This is a genomic window from Mycobacterium sp. PDNC021 (genome assembly GCF_048282635.1).
Lineage (GTDB): Bacteria > Actinomycetota > Actinomycetes > Mycobacteriales > Mycobacteriaceae > Mycobacterium > Mycobacterium llatzerense.
The window spans coordinates 4,022,084-4,041,051 of sequence record NZ_CP182502.1 but is presented as its reverse complement, the minus strand read 5'-3'; the positions used below and the strand labels follow the sequence as shown (position 1 = coordinate 4,041,051).

Below are 18,968 nucleotides of genomic sequence, written 5' to 3'. Positions count from 1 at the left end.
TGGCGTCATGCCAATCATCCCGACCGTCGACGGCTTCGGCGCCACCGTCGACGTGTCCGGCCCCGACAACGCCACGACCGTCGTCATGCTCGTCACGAAGCAGGCAACGGCCGGCCACGGAGCCCTTTGCGAGTTGTTGCACACCGCGTCACTGCGCACCGTGGTGATCGAGGCCGACGACCGGCTCACCGTGAATTCGGTTGTCGACATTCTGGATACGCTCGGGGTGAAGTGGGCCCTGCTGTTCGCCGCCGGCGGCGCGGGCGAGCTGGCCTGGCGGCTGGCAGCCACCCGACTGGACCGGTTCACCGCCCTGGTCGCGATCGACGGCAGCCATCCGCGAGCCACCGAGGAGACGGGCGACGTGTGCCCGCCGGTGGAGATCAACACCACCGTGGTGGTGACCAGTGCCGATGCCCGGGCGCGGGCACAGGCCGGACAGCGCTTCATCTACGGCGAATTCCGGCTGTCCGAGCTGGTGGGCAGACGCAGCGCCGACGAGTTCACCGCGCAGGTGGCCAACGAGATCGTGCTGCGCAGCAGCACCTGGTGAAGGGCCGCTCGGGGCGAGCGAAACGACGGGAGAGGCCCCTGTCGGTCCTGGCCGTTATCGTGACGAGATGGACGGCACGGACTCGACGGCCGGGCTAGCGCTCGCGCCACACGAGTTGCTGCGTGCGTTCAACGCACAGACGCTGGCCCGCGGCGAGACCTATGCGAACCAGGGGCGCGTCGTCACGGCCAGGTACGCCCCCCTCGACGGGACGCTCACCGGCTCCTGCTTGGGCTCGACATCCGAGTACTACGAGGTCGAAGTGGCGCTGTCCGGTGCCCACACCAGCCTGGAGATCGAGTACGCGGTCTGCACGTGCCCGGTGGGGCGCTACTGCAAGCATGCCGTTGCCCTGTTGTTGGCGGCGATTCCGCGCGCACCCGACCGGGCGGCCCCGCAACGCTGGCAAGTGGTGCTCGGTTCGCTGCTGGACGAGATGACCGACACCGATACCGACACCACCGGCAATCCGTTGGCCCTGGAGTTCGGGATGCTACCGGCCGGGCGGTACCACACGACGCCCATCGCGACGCTGCGGCCGCTGACGGTCGGCAAGCGCGGCAATTGGATCAAAACCGGGATCACCTGGCGGCGCCTGTTCGATACGGCTGACCCGGGCGAGTTCGACCGAGGGCAGTACAGCGCGCTGCGAGCGCTCGTCCTCGGCGTGCCCGGCTACTACCCGTACAGCAGTGACCAATTGGTGCTTTCCGGTGTGGGGCAAAGCTTTTGGGGTGACCTGGACCTCGCGGTGGCGGCCGGCCTCACCGTGCTGCCCGGCGCCGGGATCAGGGCCGTGCAGATCGCCAAGGACGTCCAGTTGCGGCTGGACTTCACCGTCTCCGACACCGGTGGCGCGCAGATGTCAGCGGTGCTCGTCGTCGACGGCGAACCGCGGGCGCCCGACGGCGTCGGGCTGGTGGGCACACCCACACCGCATGGCATCCATCAACTGGTGGACGGCATCCTGCATCTCGGGGCCTTCGCGCCGGTGCCCGGTCCCACACTGCTCAAGCTGATCGCGAACGACGAGAAAGTGCAGATTCCGCCCGAGGCATTGTCCGACTTCGCGGTGGACATGTTGCCGCGGCTGCGCCGGACCGTCGCCGTCGACATGGTGGAGGGACTGTTCGCGGAGCCGGACATCATGGGGCCGATCCCGGTACTGACTATCACGGCCGATGAGATCGATGGCCTCGTGAAGTGGCGGACCCGGTACGAGGTCAACGGGCAGCGTCAGGAATTCGACGCGGTGGGCGTCACGCGCACGAGCGGTATCCGGGACACCGCCGCCGAGGATGCGATGTGGCGGGCGGTCGCGCCGGCGCTGGAAGCGGTGTCCGGACTGTCCGCGGCGGACGACCCGCTGGCCTCGCTGCTGCTGTCGCGCCGGCTGTCCCTGACCCAGATCGCGGTGCTGTGCCACGAGGTGCTGCCGCAGCTCGCTGATTACGAACAGCTGGTCATCGAAATCGACGAACGGGTCGCGACGTTCCGGCGCTCGGTTGCCGGAGCGCAACTGGGGTTCGGTACCGCGTCCTCCGACGAGGCGCCGGCGCAGGACTGGTTCGACCTGCACATCGCCATCGATGTCGACGGCTACCCGGTGGCGCTGTCTGCCGTCATCGCCGAATTGGCTTTGGGCGCAACACACATGCTGCTGTCGAACGGGGTGTACTTCCGGCTCGACACCCCCGAACTGCTCAAGCTGCGGGCCCTGATCGAAGAGGCCCAGGCGCTGGGAGAGCTCGACGGCGACCGGGTGAACGCGTCATCCATGAACGCGACGTTGTGGGACGAACTGTTGGGCCTCGGCGTCGTCGACCGTGAACTCGCGCAGTGGCGGGACAACATGGCCCGGCTGGCTGCGGCGCAGCCTCCCGTTCCGGTACCCACGCCTGCCGGACTGCGGGCCGAGCTGCGCGACTACCAGCGCGACGGGCTCAATTGGCTGGCGTTCCTGTGGGACAACGGGATCGGCGGTGTGCTGGGTGATGACATGGGTCTGGGTAAGACGGTCCAGACCCTGGCTCTGATCAGCCGCGCGGTGGAGCAGGGCGCGGGCAAGTTCCTGGTGGTGGCGCCGACCAGTGTGGCCGGCAACTGGGCCGCCGAATGCGCGAAGTTCGCACCCGGCCTCACCACGGTCGTGGTGTCGAGCACCGAGGCCCGTGGCGCGGTGCCCATCGCCGAGCAGGTCGCCGCGGCCGACATCGTCGTCACGACCTACACACTGCTGCGTATCGACAACGACCGATATCGGGAAATCGCCTGGGCCGGAATGATTCTCGATGAGGCGCAATTCGTCAAGAATCATCACAGCAAGACGCACCAGTGCGCGCGTCGCCTCGACGCGCCGTTCAAGCTGGCCATCACCGGCACCCCGATGGAGAACAACCTGATGGAACTGTGGTCGCTGTTGTCGATCACGGTGCCCGGTCTGTTCCCCAGCCCCAAGATTTTCGAGCGCTACTTCCGCAAGCCCATCGAGTCCGACGGCGAACCGGGGCGCCTGGCGGTACTGCGGCAGCGGATCAAGCCAGTGTTGTTGCGCCGCACCAAGGATCAGGTGGTCAAGGAGCTGCCGCCCAAGCAGGAACAGGTGCTGGCCATCGAACTGTCGGCCAAGCACCGGAAGATCTATGACACCCGGTTGGCGCGGGAGCGGCAGAAGGTGCTCGGGCTGCTGGGGGAGTGGGAGAAGAACCGCTTCCAGATCTTCCGGTCGCTCACCCTGCTGCGCCAGCTCAGCCTGCACCCAGGGTTGGTCGATCCCGACGCGATGGAGGCCGGTTCCACCAAGGTCGAGTTCCTCATCGAACAACTGGACCAGTTGGTCGCCGAGGACCACAGCGCGCTGGTGTTCAGTCAGTTCACCGGATTTCTGGCGGTGCTGCGCGAGCGTCTGGATGCCGCCGGCATCGCGTACAGCTACCTGGACGGGTCGGTGGACGCGCGCAGGCGGGCGGAGGCCATCGACGACTTCAGCTCAGGCCGGACGCAGGTCTTCCTCATCAGCCTGAAAGCCGGTGGCTTCGGGCTGAACCTCACCGCCGCCGACTACTGCTTCCTGTGCGACCCGTGGTGGAGCCCGGCGGCCGAAGCGCAGGCCGTCGACCGCGCGCACCGCATCGGCCAGCAGCGCCCGGTGAACGTCTATCGGCTGGTGTCCGAGAACACCATCGAGGAAAAGGTGATCGCGCTGCAGGAGCGCAAACGCGCCCTGTTCGCCGCGGTGATCGACGACGGCGACATGTTCGGCACCGCCATCACCGCCTCCGACATTCGCGAACTGCTGGGCTGAGTCGGCGGGCTTTCAACCTTTCAACACTGACCGGCCGCGGGCGGGGTACCCGGGGAAGGTTGCGATCCCCGGCGACGCCGGAAGCCGCCGATGTAGCTAACTGGTGAGTCGTGCCGACCAGCGCGCCTCGACGTTGCCGAATCGCCACACGCCCAGCGCGGTGAGCCATGAGACGACGAAGAGGATGACGATCCCGTAGCCGACGAAGTCGAGGTTGACGTTGGCGATCCAGGCCAGGGGCCCGGTTTCGATTCCGAGGCGTCCGGCGATGACACCGACGAGTTCGATGGTGCCGATCACCAGTGCGACGGCGACGGAGATGGACGTGATGGTCAGGTTGTAGAAGACCTTGCGCACGGGTTTGGCGAAAGCCCAGCCGTAGGCGTAGTTCATGAACACGCCATCGGTGGTGTCCATCAAGCACATTCCGGCAGCGAACAGGATCGGCAACACCAGGACGGCGTAGAAGGGCAGGTTGAACGCTGCAGCGCCACCGGCGAGCACGAGCAGGCCGACTTCGGTGGCGGTGTCGAACCCGAGTCCGAACAGCACACCGATGGGGTAGATATGCCAGGGTTTGGTCACGGATTTCGTCAATCCACCGAGGAAGCGGTTCATGAATCCACGGGAGTTGAGGTGCTTTTCCAGCGCCGCCTCGTTGTAGTGGCCGTGGCGCATTTCCCGGAAGACTTTGATGATGCCCAGCAGGGCAATGAGATTCAGGATGCCCAGTATCCACAGAAAGACGCCCGAGACTGTCGGCCCGATCATGCCGGTGATGGTGTGCAGCGTGGACTGTTCGTCTTCGACGGGCCCGACCAGAGCCTTGACGCCGAGCGCCAGCAGGAGGGACAGGGCAAACACGATGGTCGAGTGGCCGAGGGAAAACCAGAACCCTACCGAGAGCGGTTTGCGATCCACACCGTCGTCGAGGTTGTCCGAGATCAACTTGCGGGTGGTGTTGTCGACCGCGGCGATATGGTCGGCGTCAAATGCATGCCGTAGGCCGAGTGTGTAGGCCAAGATTCCCACACCCACCGTGAAGACCGGATGGTCGCCGCCCAAGTGGTAATTGTTGGGCACGACGAACTCGAACAGCACGACGAAACCCACCACGTGCAGTGTGACTATCAACCCGTACATCCCCCACAGGGATGTACGGTCGGCCCGTGACAGACTCCGGCGGAATTGGGTGAGTCCAGGTGCGGATTGGTCGTTCACATCGCTGACGGTCATCTGGGCGTTCCTCGTCGCGGTAGCTTCTCAATGCGGGCGCCGTCGGGTGGGGCCGCACCGGACCGCTCGGTCTTTTTTTGCGGGTAAACCAACAGGAGCACGTGCAGGTGAGGCTATCCGCCACCTGTTCATCTGTCCACATGAACAGGTGTTTCGGAATCAGCCGTGCTGCGCGCCGAGCCAGTGCAGCAGCTCGTGCACGGTGTCATCGTCCAGGCGGTAGCTGACGGTGCGCCCGACTCGGGTGGCTGTCACCCAATGCTGGCTGCGTAGAACGCGCAATGCCTGGGAAACCGAATTCTCAGATCGGCCGACCGCGGCGGCGAGATCGCCCACGCAGATTCCGGGAACGCGGTGCAGCGCAAGCAGGATGTCCAGCCGGTGTGGATCTGCGAGGAGCTCAAACCGTAGCGACCAGGCCGCCGTGTCGACGTCGACACGAGCAGACTTGGCCGAATCGACCTTCGCGGCTGCATCTGGGTCGCTCATCGGCACAATCTAGCCATTCTGTTCACCGGCGGGGATTGACTTCACCGGCGGGGATTGACTCGGCCCACGGCTAAACCAGTCCCAGCAGCGCGTTTTCGATGACCTCGGACAGTGCCGGATGAATCCAGTACTGGCCGCGGGCCACGTCCTGCGCCGTCTGTCCGAACGACATGGCCTGGATCAGCGGCTGAATCAGGGACGAGGCCTGATAGCCCATGAGGTGTGCGCCCAGAATCTTGCCGGTGCCGCGCTCGCCGATGAGTTTGACCACGCCGGTGGTGTCTTCCATGGCCCAGCCGTAGGCGGTGTCGCCGTAGTCCTGCACCTTGACCACGACGTCGAAACCGGCTGCCCGCGCCTCGGCTTCGTTCATGCCGACCATCGCGACCTGCGGGTCGGTGAACACCGCGGCGGGCACGAACCGGTGGTCGCTGGCGACCAGCTCGCTGTCCCAGTCGCGCAGCAGGTTTTCTTTCACGGTGCGGGCCTCGTGGTTGGCCACGTGCTTGAGCTGATGGTGCGACGACACATCACCGAGGGCGAAAATCCCACGCGCCGTGGTGCGTTGGTACTCGTCGACCACGACGTAGCCGTCGTCGTCCAGCTCTACGCCGGCCAGATGCACATCGAGCAGGTCGCCGTTCGGCACCCGGCCCGTCGCGACCAACAGGGCGTCGGCCGTCAGGGTTTCGCCGTCGTCGAATTCCAGCACGACGATGTCACCGTCCTGGCGGGCGCCGACCACGTTCTCATGGGTGCGCACGTCCCATTTCTTGGAGACGACAGCGCCGAAGCGCCGGCAGATCTCTTCGTCGCAGCGCTTGAGCAGCCGGTCGCCGCGCAGCACGATGGTCACTTTCGACCCGAGCGCCGAGAACACATGCGCGAACTCCACGGAGATGAAGCCGCCGCCGACGATCACGAGATGTTCGGGCAGCGACGGGATTCGCATGATGTCGTCGCTGGTGAAGTAGGGGGCGCCGGAGTCGGCGATGGCCGGGGGAATCGAGCTGCGCGAGCCCGCGGCGATGACCACCCGGTCGGACGTGAACTCGTCGCCGGCGGCGGTTCGCAGCGTGTACCGGCCGTCGGGCAGGGTCGGGCCGAAGCGAGTGTGGCTGCCGTACACCGTGATGTTCGGCAGGCTGCGGCGATAGTGCTCGCCGCCCGACGCGATCGGATCGATCCTGCCGAAGACCCGCTTGACGATGTCCGGCCAGCGCACGCCGTCGATGTGGGAGTCGACGCCGTAAGTGGCGCTGTGCCGGATGGTCTGGGCCACGTCGGCGGCGTAGACGAACATCTTGGTGGGGATGCAGCCGACGTTCAGGCAGGTGCCGCCGAACGTGCCCTGTTCGCAGATCGCGACCTTGAGGTCGTCGTACCGCTCGTCGAGAACGCTGTTGCCCGAACCGGTTCCGATGATGGTCAGGTCGTAATGCTGCATGACGTCAGGCCTGTTCATGTTGCGTGGTGGAGGAGACCGACCGGGTGAGGTACCCGTCCAGCCAGTGGTTCAGCTCATCGAACGCGACGGCGCGCGGCGCCGGCAGCGACAGGAACACATCGTGTTTGGCGTCGGTGACCGGGACGATGGTGCTGCGGTTGCCGACGCAGCCGGCCCACCGGGCGATCTGCTCGACGTCCAGCACGGCGTCACCGCGGTCCATCCCGGCGCCGGTGGTGGTCTCGGCCACCGTGTGGTCCGACCGCAGGATCAGGTTCGGCACCCCGACGTCCAGCCCGCGGTGCAGCCGCAGCTGGCCCTGCCGGATGGCGTTGATCCAGCCGATGGTGACCGGGAAGCCGCCCAACGGTTTCCAGTCCAGGTTGTAGTCGAACTCCCCGCCGTGATCGCGATGCAGGCTCGTGCCGTAGCCGCCCTCGGTCGGCTGCCGGATCACCGCCAACTTGCGATACCGGGCCAGCGCCCGCAGCGCGCCTGACACCGGCGCCGACCGCAGGACCGCCGGCCCGTGCAGATCGAAGAACGGGCTGTTGAGAACGAGGCCGGTGACATGGTGGGACGCCAGCGCGCCGGCGCTGCGCAGGTGGTCGGCGAACAACGTCGCGATCAGCCCGCCCGCGGAATGGCCGTACAGGCATACCCTGGCGCCGGCAGTGTCCGCGGCGATCAGCTGCAGGGCCCGACGCAGCTCCTCGTAGTACGACGCCAGGTCCGTGGTGAAGTGCGGGGTCTGCCCGGGGCGCCGCGACCGTCCGCATTTGTGCAGGTCTATCGCGTAGAACGCGATACCGCGTGCGGCGAAATGGTCGGCGAGCTCGGTGTGGAAGAAGTAGTCGGTATAGCCATGAACGACCAAGACCGCGTGCGCGACCCGCCCGGGCTGCCCGCGCCGCACGACGGTGGCGACCAGGTCGCCCTCTCCGTCGGGGTCGGGACCCAGTGCGATGGTCTGCTGCCAGTACCCGGGCAGCACGTCCGGCTGCCACTCGGGTTGTCCCTGTGGCTCCTGCGGCGTCACAGGCTCAACCCTAACTGCGACGAACATCATGGTCGATGGGAGGAGATAGCGCGTCAACGGCGAAGTCGGTCGCGATAACCTTGAGCACCGAGCATCCGTCAATACCGGCGGGTAACCCGAGTGCGAAGGACGAGCGATCACGTGTCGAATGCAAACGTAGCTGGGAGCGCACAGACCGACGTCGTCCTCGTGGGCGCGGGAATCATGAGCGCCACCCTCGGGGCCCTGATCCGGCTGCTGGAGCCGGAGTGGTCCATCACCATGATCGAGCGTCTCGACGGAGCCGCCGCCGAGAGCAGCGACCCGTGGAACAACGCCGGCACCGGCCACTCGGCGCTGTGCGAGCTCAACTACACGCCACAGAACGCCGACGGCACCATCGACATCACCAAGGCCGTCCACGTCAACGAGCAGTTCCAGGTGACCCGGCAGTTCTGGGCGTACGCCGTGGAGAACGGCGTGCTGCCGGACGTCAAGAGCTTCCTGAACCCCATCCCGCACGTCAGCTTCGTGCACGGCGCCGACAGCCTCGACTACCTGCGCCAGCGCCGTGAGGCGCTGGTCGCCAACCCGCTGTTCTCGACGATGGAGTACATCGACGACAAGGACGAGTTCGCCCGTCGGCTGCCGTTCATGGCCGAGCAGCGCGACTTCGCCGAGCCGGTCGCACTGAACTGGACCACCGACGGCACCGACGTCGACTTCGGTTCGCTGTCCAAGCAGCTCATCGGGTTCGCCGCACAGCGGGGCATGACCACGATGTTCGGGCACGAGGTGACCAACCTCAGCAAGCAGTCCGACGGCAGCTGGAAGCTCAACGTGGTCAACCGGCGCAGCGGCGACCGGCAGAAGATCAACGCCAAGTTCGTGTTCCTCGGCGCCGGTGGCGGCGCGCTGCACCTGCTGCAGAAGGCCGGCATCCCGGAGGCCAAGGGCTTCGGCGGGTTCCCGGTCGGCGGCGCCTTCCTGCGTACCGACAACCAGGACCTGACGGTGGCGCACCAGGCCAAGGTGTACGGCCAGGCGTCGGTCGGTGCCCCGCCGATGTCGGTGCCGCACTTGGACACTCGCATCATCAACGGCCAGTCGTGGCTGCTGTTCGGTCCGTTCGCCGGCTGGTCGCCGAAGTTCCTCAAGCAGGGCTCGATCACCGATCTGCCGCTGTCGGTCAAGCCCAACAACCTCGCGTCGATGCTCGGCGTCGGCGTCACCGAACTGGGCCTGGTGAAGTACCTGCTCGAGCAGCTGGCCCTCAGCGAGGGCGAGCGGGTGGATTCGCTGCGTGAATTCGCCCCCAGCGCAGTCGATTCCGACTGGGAGCTGGACGTCGCCGGCCAGCGCGTGCAGGTGATCCGCCGTAAGGGCATCGGTGGCGTGCTGGAGTTCGGCACCACGGTCCTGACCGCGGAGGACGGCCGCATCGCCGGTCTGCTCGGTGCGTCGCCGGGTGCCTCCACCGCGGTGCCGGCCATGATCGAGGTGCTGGAGCGTTGCTTCGGTGACCGCTACCAGGCCTGGCTGCCCAAGCTCAAGGAGATGGTGCCCTCGTTGGGCGTCGACCTGTCCGGTGAACCCAAGCTGTACCGCGAGGTGTGGGACTGGGGAACCAAGGCGCTCAAACTCGACCAGCCGGCCTGATCCGCAGGTGGTCGCGTGAGCGTCGCGCCGAGGCGCAGCTGGGCCAAGGATCTCGATGCCGCAACGCTCTACGAGCTACTGAAGTTGCGGGTCGAGGTCTTCGTGGTGGAGCAGGCCTGCCCGTACCCCGAACTCGACGGCCGCGACCTGCTGGCCGAGACCCGGCATTTCTGGCTGGAAAGCCCTGACGGGCAGGTCATTTCGACACTGCGCCTGATGGAAGAGCATCCCGGCGGGGAGAAGGTGTTCCGGATCGGCCGGGTGTGCACGAAACGCACCGCCCGCGGTCAGGGGCACACCACCCGGCTGATGCAGGCGGCCCTCGCCGAGGTTGGCAGCTACCCCTGCCGAATCGACGCCCAGACCTATCTCGAGGAGATGTACACCCGGCTCGGATTCGTCCGGGACGGTGAGGAATTCCTCGAAGACGGTATTCCCCATGTGCCGATGGTCCGGCACGGATCGGAGAGTCGGTGAGTGCCGTGACGGCGCCGTACCCGTTCAGTGCCCTCGTCGGGCAGGACCGGCTGCGGCTCGCGCTGGTGTTGTGCGCCGTGCGCCCCGACATCGGCGGTGTGCTGATTCGCGGCGAGAAGGGCACGGCCAAATCGACTGCGGTGCGCGGTCTCGCCGAGGTGCTGGCGGCCGTGGATGCCGATGCCCGCCTGGTCGAGTTGCCCATCGGTGCGACCGAGGACCGCGTGGTCGGCTCGATCGATCTGCAGAAGGTGTTGCGCGACGGCGAACATGCCTTCTCGCCGGGCCTGCTGGCCCGCGCGCACGGCGGCGTCCTCTACGTCGATGAGGTGAACCTGCTGCACGACCACCTGGTCGACGTGCTGCTCGATGCCGCCGCGATGGGCCGGGTCCACATCGAGCGCGACGGTGTTTCGCATTCGCACGAGGCCCGATTCATGTTGGTGGGCACCATGAATCCGGAAGAGGGCGAGCTGCGTCCGCAGCTGCTCGACCGGTTCGGCTTGACCGTTGACGTCTACGCCTCCCGGGACGTCGATGTCCGGGTCGAGGTGATCCGACGCCGGATGTCCTATGAAGCGGACCCTGCCGGGTTCAGCGAGCGGTACGCCGCCGACGATGTCGAACTGGCCGGCCGGATCGCCAAAGCCCGCGCCGCGGTGGCCACAGTGTTGTTGCCCGACAACGAGTTGCGCCGGATCGCGGCCTTGTGTGCGGCGTTCGACGTCGACGGCATGCGCGCCGATCTGGTGGTGGCCCGCACGGCCGTCGCACATGCCGCGTGGCGCGGCGCGACCGGGGTGAGCGAAGCGACGGGGAATGACCTGGTGGTGACCGAGGAAGACATCCGGGTCGCGGCCGAACTCGCGCTGCCGCACCGGCGCCGGCGCGATCCGTTCGACGACCCGGGCCTGGACCCGCAGCAGCTCGACGACGCGATGGCCCAGGCCGATGCGCAGGCGCAGACCGACCCTGAGCCTGATCCCGATCCGCCAGGTGGCGGGGTCTCCGCGGAGGGCTCGGAAGAGGCCGCACCGCAAGGAAACTCGGCCGGACCCGGCAGCGCGTCGCGGCCCAGCGCCCCACCGTCGGCGACGTTCCGGACCCGGGCGCTCGTCGTACCCGGGGTCGGGGAGGGCGCCCCGGGCCGTCGGTCCCGGGCCCGCAACCGGACGGGCACCCCGATCTCGGCCACCGACGATGCCCAGGCCGGGCACGGTGTGCACGTCTTCGGCACCCTGCTGGCCGCGGCGGACCGTCGTCCGCAGCCGGGCCGCCTGCAGGTGGCGCCGACCGATGTCCGGCACGCGATTCGCGAAGGGCGCGAAGGCAATCTGGTGATCTTCGTGGTCGACGCCTCAGGCTCGATGGCGGCACGGGACCGCATGTCAGCAGTCAGTGGCGCGACGCTGTCGCTGCTGCGCGACGCCTATCAACGCCGCGACAAGGTCGCCGTCGTCACCTTCCGGGGGGCCGAGGCGGCGCTGCTGCTGCCGCCCACCTCGTCGGTGCACATCGCCAGCCGGCGCCTGGCACGTTTCGACACCGGCGGGAAAACCCCACTGGCCCAAGGGCTGCTGGCCGCGCGCGACGTGGTGTTGCGGGAGAAGACCCGCGATCGTGCCCGTCGGCCGTTGGTGGTCGTGCTGACCGACGGCCGCGCGACGGGCGGACCAGATCCGCTGGGCCGGACCCGGACCGCTGCCGGACTCCTGGTCGCGGAGGGGGCGGCCGCCGTGGTCGTCGATTGCGAAACCTCTTATATTCGACTGGGATTGGCGCAGCAGCTGGCCGGTCAACTGGGTGCGCCCGCTGTGCAACTGGAGCAGTTGCGCGCCGACAGCCTGGCCCGAGTGGTCCGGGCCGGGCAAGCCGCGGCATAAGAGAATTCGGCAGGAAGAAACGTTATGCCACAAGGACAACCGTCGGCCGTCCCCAACGACGGGCTGACCACCAAAGCGCGCCGCAACGCGCCGATCCTGGCGGTGCACACCGGCCCGGGCAAGGGGAAGTCCACCGCGGCCTTCGGCATGGCGCTGCGCGCCTGGAACCAGGGCTTCGATGTCGCGGTGTTCCAGTTCGTCAAGAGCGCCAAATGGAAGGTCGGGGAGGAAGCGGCGTTCCAGGCGCTCGGCCGGCTGCACGACGAGCAGGGCGTCGGGGGAGCGGTGCAGTGGCACAAGATGGGCTCGGGCTGGTCGTGGACCCGCCGGCAGGGTTCCGACGAGGACCACGCCGCCGCGGCCGTCGAAGGCTGGGCCGAGATCTCACGCCGGCTGGCAGCAGAGCAGCACGACTTCTACGTCCTCGACGAGTTCACCTATCCGCTCAAGTGGGGCTGGTTGGACATCGACGAGGTGGTGTCGACGCTGACCTCCCGCCCCGGCACCCAGCACGTGGTGATCACCGGCCGCGACGCCCCGCCGCAGCTCCTCGACGCCGCCGACCTGGTGACCGAGATGACCAAGGTCAAGCACCCGATGGATGCCGGCCGCAAGGGCCAGCGCGGCATCGAGTGGTGATTTCGCTGCCGAGCAGACACAAAACGGTCGTTCTTCGTCCGAAAACGACAGTTTTACGTCTGCTCGCGAGGAAAAAGTGACCACCTCTCCTACGCCGGCGGTGGTGATCGCGGCGCCGGCGTCGGGCAGCGGCAAGACGACCGTCGCCACCGGTCTGATGGGTGCGCTGCGCCGCGGCGGGCATCGGGTCAGCGCGGCCAAGGTCGGACCGGACTTCATCGACCCCGGCTACCACGCGCTGGCCACCGGCCGGCCCGGCCGCAACCTGGACCCGGTCCTCGTCGGTGACGACCTGATCGGGCCGCTCTACCGGCACGGCAGCGTGGGCGCCGACATCGCCGTCATCGAGGGCGTCATGGGCCTGTTCGACGGGCGCATCACCGATCAGCCGATGTCCCCGGCGCCGGGATCGACGGCACACGTCGCCGGTTTGCTCGGGGCACCGGTGGTGCTGGTCGTCGACGCGCGTGGCCAGAGCCAGAGCATTGCCGCTCTGCTGCATGGCTTTTCGACGTTCGACCGGGCGGTGCGGATCGCCGGGGTGATCCTCAACAAGGTGGGGTCGCCGCGGCATGAACAGGTCCTGCGCCAGGCCTGTGAGCAGGCGGGTGTCCCGGTGTTCGGCGCGATCCCGCGGGACAGTGGACTGGAGATTCCGTCCCGGCACCTCGGCCTGGTGACGGCCGTCGAGCATGGCCGTCGGGCGCACGAGGCCGTCGACGTCATGACCGAACTCGTCGCCCGCCACGTCGATATAGAAGCCATCGTCCGGTGCACGGGGATCGGGGCGTTGGCGCCGGCATGGGTTCCTGAACTGGAGCCGATATCGAGCGCCACCGCGGCTGTGACAGTAGCTGTGGCCGCGGGCAAGGCCTTCAGTTTCGGGTACGCCGAGCACGCCGAGCTCCTCGGCATGGCCGGTGCCGAGGTCGCGGCCTTCGACCCGCTGACCGACCCGCTGCCGGACGGGACCCGGGCGCTCGTCATCCCCGGTGGTTTCCCCGAGCAGTTCACCGCCGAACTGTCCGCCAATGCCGTTGTCCGGCAACAGATTGCCGCGCTGGCCGCGACAGGCGCACCGGTCCACGCCGAATGCGCCGGGCTGACCTACCTGGTCGACGACCTCGACGGACACCCCATGTGTGGCGTGCTGCCCGGCTCGGCGCGCTTCACCGAGCGGCTCACCCTCGGCTACCGGGACGCTGTCGCGATGGTGGACTCCAGCATGCACGCCGCGGGCGAGCGCGTCACCGGCCATGAATTTCACCGCACCACAGTCGAATTCACCGACGAGCAGCCGCCGGCCTGGGTTTTCCGGGGCGCCGGGCAGACCACCGTGCACGACGGGGCCGTCCGCGGCGGCGTGCACGCCGGCTACCTGCACACCCATCCGGCCGCGCACCCGCACTCGGTGCGTCGGTTCGTATCCGCGGCAACTAAACTCGCCGAGTGACTCAGAACGCCTACCTCGTCGGCCTGCGCCTCACCGGTAAGAAGGTCGTGGTCGTGGGCGCCGGCAGCGTCGCCCAGCGCCGCCTGCCGCTGCTGATCTCCAGTGGCGCCGACGTGCACGTTGTCGCGCCCGTCGCCACCCCGGTGGTCGAAGCGCTGGTCGACAACCCCGACGGCACCGGCATCACTCTCACATCGCGGGAATTCCAGAACGACGACCTCGACGGCGCCTGGTACGTGCTCGCCGCGACCGACGACGAGGCCGTCAACGCTGCGGTGGCCGACGAGGCGGACCGGCGCCACATCTTCTGCGTCCGCGCCGACGCCGGCCTGGAAGGCTCGGCGGTGACCCCGGCGTCCTTCGAGTACGACGGCCTGACGGTCGGCGTGCTGGCCGGTGGGGAGCACCGGCGCTCGGCGACGCTGCGCACCGCGATCCGCGAGGCCCTGCAGCGCGGCGCCATCGGCGACGCCACCGAACCCGACAGCTACAGCGGAGTGGCCCTGGTCGGCGGTGGGCCGGGGGACCCCGAGCTGATCACCGTCCGCGGCCGCCGGCTGTTGGCCCACGCCGACGTGGTGGTCGCCGACCGGCTGGCCCCGCAGGAGCTGCTCGCCGAACTCGGCCCGCACGTCGAGGTGATCGACGCCGCCAAGATTCCGTACGGCCGGGCGATGGCCCAGGACGCCATCAACGCCGTCCTGATCGACCGGGCCAGTGAAGGCAAGTTCGTGGTCCGGCTCAAAGGCGGCGACCCGTTCGTCTTCGCGCGCGGTTACGAAGAGGTGCTGGCATGCGCCGATGCGGGCATTCCGGTGACCGTCGTACCCGGTGTGACCAGTGCCATAGCGGTTCCGGCCCTGGCCGGCGTTCCGGTCACCCACCGGGCGGTGACGCACGAATTCGTGGTGGTCAGCGGCCATGTCGCGCCGGGACACCCGGAATCGTTAGTGAATTGGGACGCACTGGCCGCGATGCGCGGCACCATCGTGCTGCTGATGGCCGTCGAGCGGATCGAACTTTTCGCCAAGGTGTTGCTGCAAGGTGGCCGACCTGCGGAAACACCGGTCCTGGTGGTCCAGCACGGGACGACGGCGGCGCAGCAGACGTTGCAGACCACGCTTGCCGACGCGCCGGAAGACATCCGTTCGGAGGGGATCCGACCTCCCGCAATCATCGTGATCGGGGACGTCGCGGCGTTCGCAGGGTTAAAGAAATCTTAAGATTACTGTAAGGTAGCTTTTCATGACGGCTCTCAACGACGCTGAGCGCACCGCCATGGCACACAGCCGCCGCGAACCGCTCTCCATGCACGTGGGACAAACCGAGGACGAGCGAAAGAGCTGGTATCCAGCTTGGCTGCCGTCGCCCCGCTTCCTTTCCGCAGTCATTGCCATCGGTGGCATGCAACTGCTCGCCACGATGGACAGCACTGTCGCCATCGTTGCCCTTCCTAAGATTCAGGATGAGCTCGGCCTCTCTGACGCCGGCCGCAGCTGGGTGATCACCGCTTACGTGCTGACCTTCGGTGGTCTGATGCTGCTCGGTGGGCGCCTCGGCGACACCATCGGCCGCAAGCGCACCTTCATCGTCGGTGTCGCGCTCTTCACCATCGCTTCCATCCTCTGCGGCGTCGCCTGGGACGAGACCACCCTGGTCACCGCCCGACTGCTGCAGGGTGTCGGTTCGGCCATCGCGTCGCCGACCGGCCTGGCGCTCGTCGCAACCACGTTCCCGAAGGGCCCGGCCCGTAACGCCGCGACCGCGATCTTCGCGGCCATGACCGGCGTCGGCTCGGTGATGGGACTTGTGGTCGGCGGTGCCCTCACCGTCTTCTCGTGGCGCTACGCATTCCTGGTGAACGTGCCGATCGGCATCATCATGATCTACCTGGCCCGCACCACCCTGACCGAGACCAACCGCGAGCGCATGAAGCTGGACGCAGCCGGCGCCATCCTGGCGACCCTGGCCTGCACCGCGGCGGTGTTCGGCTTCTCGATGGGCCCGGAGAAGGGCTGGATGTCCCCGCTGACGCTGGGCTCCGGTGCCGCGGCTGCCGTGCTGTTCCTGGCGTTCCTGTTCGTCGAGCGTTCCGCCGAGCACCCGGTCGTTCCGTTCAACCTGTTCCGGGACCGCAACCGCGTGGCGACCTTCGCGGCCGTCTTCCTGGCCGGTGGCGTGATGTTCACGCTGACCGTGCTGATCGGCCTGTACGTGCAGGACATCATGGGCTACAGCGCGCTGAAGGCGGGCATCGGCTTCATCCCGTTCGTCATCGCCCTCGGCATCGGCCTGGGCCTGTCCTCGCAGCTGGTGGCGATGTTCTCACCGCGAGTGCTGGTGATCGCCGGTGGCGTCATGGTGCTCGCCGCGATGATCTACGGCTCCACCCTCAACGGCGGCATTCCGTACTTCCCGAACCTGGTCATCCCGATCACCGTCGGTGGTTTCGGTATCGGCATGATCGTGGTGCCGCTGACCGTGTCGGCCATCGCCGGCGTGGCGCTCAGCGACATCGGCCCGCTCTCGGCCATCGCGTTGATGCTGCAGAACCTCGGTGGCCCGGTGGTGTTGGCCATCATCCAGGCCGTCATCACCTCGCGCACCCTGTATCTGGGCGGGACCACCGGTCCGGTCGCCAAGATGAATGAGGCGCAGCACACCGCCCTCGACCACGGTTACACCTACGGCCTGCTCTGGGTCGCCGCGGTGGCAGTGATCGTCGGTGTGGTGGCGCTGTTCATCACCTACACCGCCGACGAAGTCGCGGCGGCGCAGGACACCAAGGACGCGCTGGACGCGGGAGAGCTTTAAGCCCGCGCAGTTTCTTCCTGGAGAATTTCGGCGTGCCTTCGTTCGTCACCCATGCGTCGCTGACGCATGGGTGGCTGCCTTTCACCATCCAGCTGCTGACTTTCGCGGCACTGTGCTACGCGGTCGGGCGACGGTCTCCGCAATGGCGCGTCAGGCGGCTGCCCGTGGCCTTGGCCGTCGGCGCCGCGTCCGCTGGCGCCCTGTACTGGTACATCACCTCGCTCGGTATCGCCGGTGACCCGGCGCCGGTGGGGCTGTGGATCTGGACGGCGCTCGGCGGGTTCGCCGCCACGGTCCTGATCCTCGGCTGGCGCGGGTCCCACTGGCGGCGCCGCGGAATGGCCTTGGTGGCCGTGCCGCTGTGCGCAGTCTGCGCGCTGCTGATGCTGAATCTGTGGGTCGGCTACTTCCCGACGGCGTACGTGGCGTGGCACAAGTTCACCGTCGGCAAGGTGCCCGACGAGGTCGACCGCTGGACGGTGACGGCCATGCAGCTCAAGGGCATCCGGCCGGCGCGTGGGGTGGTGGTGCCGATCTCGACCAGCTCGCAAGAATCGGGTTTCGCCCATCGCGCCGAACTCGTCTACCTGCCGCCGGCCTGGTTCGCCAGCAATCCGCCTCCGCCGCTGCCGACGGTCATGATGATCGGCTCGCAGCTGAACACCCCGGCGGATTGGATCTGGGCGGGCAACGCCAAGGCGACGATCGACAACTACGCGGCGGCGCACGGCGGTGAGGCGCCGGTGTTCGTCTTCGCCGACGCCACCGGTTCGTTCAACAACGACACCGAATGCGTCAACGGCAGCCACGGCAACGCGTCGGTCCACCTGACCAAAGAGGTGGTGCCCTACCTGATCTCGAACTTCGGCGTCAGCCCCAAGCCCGAGAACTGGGGCATCGTCGGCTGGTCGATGGGCGGCACCTGCGCGGTACAGCTGACCACGCGCCATCCCAACCTTTTCAGCGCGTTCGTCGACATCGCCGGCGATCTGAGCCCGAACATCGGCACCAAGGACCAGACCATCGCGCGGCTGTATGGCGGCGACGCAGCCAAATGGGCTGAGTTCGATCCGAGCACCGTGATGCGCCAGTACGGCCGCTACCACGGCATCTCCGGCCTGTTCGAGATCCCTGGCACCGCCGCCGCGTGCAATGCACCCGGCCCCGGCGTCCCGCGTGATGCACGCGCGAACCCGGAGGGCCAGGACATCGCTGCGGGCACTCTCTGCGAGATTGCCCAGCAGCACGGGATCAACGCCGAGGTCCGGGCACTCCTCGGACTGCACGACTGGGGCTTCGCCAACGAGTCATTCGCTGATTCGCTGCCGTGGGTCGCGGGGAAGATCCGGACGCCGAAGGCTGGGAGTGCGCCCGGCACGCCGGCGAGGCCCGACACCCCGGGCCCGACGACTGCGGCCGGCCCGCACGCCGCTCCGACGCTCTAGCCGGTCGTCATCTTCGCCCGGTGGTCGGGGCTCCAGGTTCCGCTGCTACACATGGCGTATGACGGCTACTGGCGCTCGGACGATGCTCATCGCGACCGTGCTGGCCGCCACCGCGGTCACCGCGTGCCAGCGGCCACCGGCTCCCGGCCCACAGGCCGGTGCGGTGTCGGGGGCCCCGGTTCTCAACACCGTCACCGCTGCGGAAGTGGTGAAGGACATGGGCGCGGCGGGCCTGGCCGTGTCGAACCCGCGGGACGTGGCCGAGCAGAAATGTCCAGACATCAGGTGCATCGAGGCCATCGAGACGGACACGGTCACGGTGCTGGTGTTCTCCACCACGGGCGCAGCCGCGAGCTACTCCGGCGCCACGCCGAGCACCTTCGAGGCGATGAACATCGTGGTGCAGTTCGGCCCGTCGGTCACCGCGGCGGACAAGAGTGCCTACGAGCGCGTGGTGAACCAGGCGCTGCTCTGAGAGTGACCGCCGACAGCGCGAGAATCTGACCGGCACCCGGCACCGCAGTGCTATGCAGGAGGCATGACTGCCAGGG

The 18,968-nt window shown here is 67.7% G+C and carries 15 protein-coding genes; 11 read left to right on the top strand and 4 right to left on the bottom strand.

Translation table 11 applies throughout. The annotated features are described in order from the left end of the window. The first annotated feature begins 7 nt into the window (after positions 1–7). Together ACNO8X_RS19260 and ACNO8X_RS19255 are read left to right on the top strand one after the other, a co-directional pair. Positions 8–553 carry an alpha/beta hydrolase gene (locus ACNO8X_RS19260; RefSeq protein WP_418002293.1) on the top strand — a complete coding sequence of 182 codons (546 nt, stop codon included), beginning with the start codon at positions 8–10 and terminating at the stop codon, positions 551–553. Between the two features lie 67 nt (positions 554–620). Beyond that, a complete protein-coding gene (locus ACNO8X_RS19255) occupies positions 621–3,857 on the top strand; it encodes an SNF2-related protein (protein WP_418002292.1) in 3,237 nt (1,078 codons plus the stop codon). A 96-nt stretch (positions 3,858–3,953) separates the two neighbouring features. On the opposite strand, the gene ACNO8X_RS19250 is transcribed toward ACNO8X_RS19255, so the two are convergent. The 4 genes from ACNO8X_RS19250 to ACNO8X_RS19235 all read right to left on the bottom strand — a co-directional run bounded on the left by ACNO8X_RS19250 (position 3,954) and on the right by ACNO8X_RS19235 (position 8,095). Continuing rightward, the gene (locus ACNO8X_RS19250) at positions 3,954–5,093 is read right to left on the bottom strand and encodes a HoxN/HupN/NixA family nickel/cobalt transporter (RefSeq protein ID WP_418002291.1); all 1,140 of its coding nucleotides are present in this window, start codon (positions 5,091–5,093) and stop codon (positions 3,954–3,956) included. 159 nt (positions 5,094–5,252) lie between these two features. Beyond that, on the bottom strand, positions 5,253–5,582 hold the full coding sequence (locus ACNO8X_RS19245) for an ArsR/SmtB family transcription factor (protein ID WP_418002290.1): 330 nt from the start codon (positions 5,580–5,582) through the stop codon (positions 5,253–5,255). 70 nt (positions 5,583–5,652) lie between these two features. Beyond that, on the bottom strand, positions 5,653–7,029 hold the full coding sequence (gene mtr / locus ACNO8X_RS19240) for a mycothione reductase (protein WP_418005961.1): 1,377 nt from the start codon (positions 7,027–7,029) through the stop codon (positions 5,653–5,655). A gap of 4 nt (positions 7,030–7,033) precedes the next feature. After that, positions 7,034–8,095: an alpha/beta hydrolase gene (locus tag ACNO8X_RS19235; protein ID WP_418002289.1), complete on the bottom strand. Its 1,062-nt coding sequence runs from the start codon at positions 8,093–8,095 to the stop codon at positions 7,034–7,036. A 114-nt stretch (positions 8,096–8,209) separates the two neighbouring features. Here ACNO8X_RS19235 and mqo point away from each other — a divergent pair, with 114 nt between their 5' ends. The 9 genes from mqo (at position 8,210) to ACNO8X_RS19190 (ending at position 18,892) form a co-directional block, all read left to right on the top strand. Further along, a complete protein-coding gene (gene mqo, locus ACNO8X_RS19230) occupies positions 8,210–9,706 on the top strand; it encodes a malate dehydrogenase (quinone) (RefSeq protein ID WP_418002288.1) in 1,497 nt (498 codons plus the stop codon). Positions 9,707–9,721: 15 nt separating this feature from the next. Then, positions 9,722–10,183 carry a GNAT family N-acetyltransferase gene (locus ACNO8X_RS19225; protein WP_043393698.1) on the top strand — a complete coding sequence of 154 codons (462 nt, stop codon included), beginning with the start codon at positions 9,722–9,724 and terminating at the stop codon, positions 10,181–10,183. 5 nt (positions 10,184–10,188) lie between these two features. Further along, positions 10,189–12,066, top strand: a complete 1,878-nt coding sequence (locus ACNO8X_RS19220; RefSeq protein WP_418005960.1) for a magnesium chelatase subunit D family protein — start codon at positions 10,189–10,191, stop codon at positions 12,064–12,066. Positions 12,067–12,090: 24 nt separating this feature from the next. Next, a complete protein-coding gene (gene cobO / locus ACNO8X_RS19215) occupies positions 12,091–12,705 on the top strand; it encodes a cob(I)yrinic acid a,c-diamide adenosyltransferase (protein WP_043986179.1) in 615 nt (204 codons plus the stop codon). Between the two features lie 76 nt (positions 12,706–12,781). Beyond that, positions 12,782–14,158 (top strand): cobyrinate a,c-diamide synthase, encoded by a 1,377-nt coding sequence (locus ACNO8X_RS19210; RefSeq protein WP_418002287.1) that lies wholly within the window; start codon positions 12,782–12,784, stop codon positions 14,156–14,158. Beyond that, a complete protein-coding gene (gene cobA / locus ACNO8X_RS19205) occupies positions 14,155–15,381 on the top strand; it encodes a uroporphyrinogen-III C-methyltransferase (protein WP_418002286.1) in 1,227 nt (408 codons plus the stop codon). Before ACNO8X_RS19210 ends, cobA begins: the two co-directional genes overlap by 4 nt. Before the next feature lie 55 nt (positions 15,382–15,436). Next, on the top strand, positions 15,437–16,972 hold the full coding sequence (locus ACNO8X_RS19200; RefSeq protein ID WP_418005959.1) for an MFS transporter: 1,536 nt from the start codon (positions 15,437–15,439) through the stop codon (positions 16,970–16,972). A gap of 32 nt (positions 16,973–17,004) precedes the next feature. Beyond that, positions 17,005–18,417: an alpha/beta hydrolase gene (locus ACNO8X_RS19195; protein WP_418002285.1), complete on the top strand. Its 1,413-nt coding sequence runs from the start codon at positions 17,005–17,007 to the stop codon at positions 18,415–18,417. 58 nt (positions 18,418–18,475) lie between these two features. Beyond that, the gene (locus ACNO8X_RS19190) at positions 18,476–18,892 is read left to right on the top strand and encodes a hypothetical protein (protein WP_418002284.1); all 417 of its coding nucleotides are present in this window, start codon (positions 18,476–18,478) and stop codon (positions 18,890–18,892) included. Positions 18,893–18,968 lie beyond the last annotated feature (76 nt).

Coding starts and splice junctions, on each gene's coding strand:
- ACNO8X_RS19250 (WP_418002291.1), bottom strand. CDS start 5,093: ATGACCGTCAGCGATGTGAACGACCAATCCGCACCTGGACTCACCCAA.
- cobO (WP_043986179.1), top strand. CDS start 12,091: ATGCCACAAGGACAACCGTCGGCCGTCCCCAACGACGGGCTGACCACC.
- ACNO8X_RS19235 (WP_418002289.1), bottom strand. CDS start 8,095: ATGTTCGTCGCAGTTAGGGTTGAGCCTGTGACGCCGCAGGAGCCACAG.
- mtr (WP_418005961.1), bottom strand. CDS start 7,029: ATGCAGCATTACGACCTGACCATCATCGGAACCGGTTCGGGCAACAGC.
- ACNO8X_RS19190 (WP_418002284.1), top strand. CDS start 18,476: ATGACGGCTACTGGCGCTCGGACGATGCTCATCGCGACCGTGCTGGCC.
- ACNO8X_RS19255 (WP_418002292.1), top strand. CDS start 621: ATGGACGGCACGGACTCGACGGCCGGGCTAGCGCTCGCGCCACACGAG.
- ACNO8X_RS19200 (WP_418005959.1), top strand. CDS start 15,437: ATGGCACACAGCCGCCGCGAACCGCTCTCCATGCACGTGGGACAAACC.
- ACNO8X_RS19260 (WP_418002293.1), top strand. CDS start 8: ATGCCAATCATCCCGACCGTCGACGGCTTCGGCGCCACCGTCGACGTG.
- ACNO8X_RS19245 (WP_418002290.1), bottom strand. CDS start 5,582: ATGAGCGACCCAGATGCAGCCGCGAAGGTCGATTCGGCCAAGTCTGCT.